1 protein-coding gene is annotated in these 1,199 nt (G+C 67.7%); it reads right to left on the bottom strand.

The annotated features are described in order from the left end of the window. A partial coding sequence (locus EOA24_RS38605; RefSeq protein WP_145992578.1) for a class I SAM-dependent methyltransferase occupies window positions 1-1,199 on the bottom strand: 1,199 nt, incomplete at both ends.

Genomic DNA, 1,199 nt, shown 5'->3' with positions numbered 1-1,199 from the left:
GGCATAGGTCTCATCGGGACCATAGATGCCGCGCCGCAGCGCGTGGGCGCCGAGCACGAAGTCCGGATGACGCGCGAACCAGCGATTGACGCGGATGGCGCCCTCGTCTTCGGTCGCCGGCCGGATTTCCTCGAGATCGAGCCAGGCAAGGTCGCCTTCGGGGTTGCCCGCCTTGCGCTTGCGGAAGAACAGGATGTCGACCACGACGTCTGTTCCGGCATCGGCGCGAAAGCTGCCCTCGGGCAGGCGCAAGGCGGCGATCAGGTCGGCCGATTTGGCGATCTGCTTCCGGCACATGCTGTCGGCCTTGTCCAAGGTGCCGTGGCTGGTCACGAAGGCGGCGAGGCCGCCCGGCTTGAGCAATCCAAGCGCCTTGACGATGAAATAGTCGTGCAGGCGCAGGCCGAGCGATCGGTAGGCAGGGTCGGAGCGCACGGTGCGTGCCGAAAAGGGCGGGTTGCCGATGGCAAGGTCGAACGAAGCAGGGAGTTCGGTGCGGGCGAAGTCTGCGTTGAGGATGCGCGCCCGCGGCTGCAGCAGCCGGGCGATGCGCGCCGTGACGGGATCGAGCTCGACTCCGGTGACGTGGCAACGTTCGTGCAGCTCGGACGGCATCAAGGCCGCAAAGAGTCCCGTGCCAAAGCCGGGTTCGAGAACACGGCCGCCGCACCAGCCAAGCCGCAGCAGGCCCGCCCAGATCGCCCGGACGATGAACGCCGGCGTAAAATGCGCATATTGCGTGCAGCGGGCGAGCGAAGCGTAGTCAGCCTCGCCCACCAAGTCTTCCAGTTGGGCGCCGATCTCCTGCCAGCCGTCGCGATACTCGATCTCGCCAGGGCGGCGAAAGACGCCATTGGCGAGCTCGGTTGCGCCGAAGCCGGTGAACCGGATCAGCCTTTGCTGTTCCTCGCGCGTGGCCGGCCTCTGCGCGGCCTCGATCTCGGCCGAAAGCCTGATCGCCGCGATGTTGTCGCGGGCCCGCTCCTTCCAGCCGCGCGCAAGATCACGCTCGCCAATGAGATGAAAGTTCGCACCCAGTTCCCGCCGGGCGCGTGCCGACGCGCGGGCGGCGGTCGCAACCGGCAGAGACGGTGCCGGCGCGGAAGGCGGTCGATCGTGGTCGCAGTTCGGGCCGGCGTCAAATTCGGACGTGAAAGCGGTCACGCCGAGGCCGAGGCCGAGGCCGGATGAGGTGTTGC

The sequence above is a fragment of the Mesorhizobium sp. M2A.F.Ca.ET.039.01.1.1 genome (assembly GCF_003998035.1).
GTDB lineage: Bacteria > Pseudomonadota > Alphaproteobacteria > Rhizobiales > Rhizobiaceae > Mesorhizobium.
The sequence above is the reverse complement of the archived record's forward strand: the minus strand, read 5'-3'. Positions and strand labels throughout refer to the sequence as shown.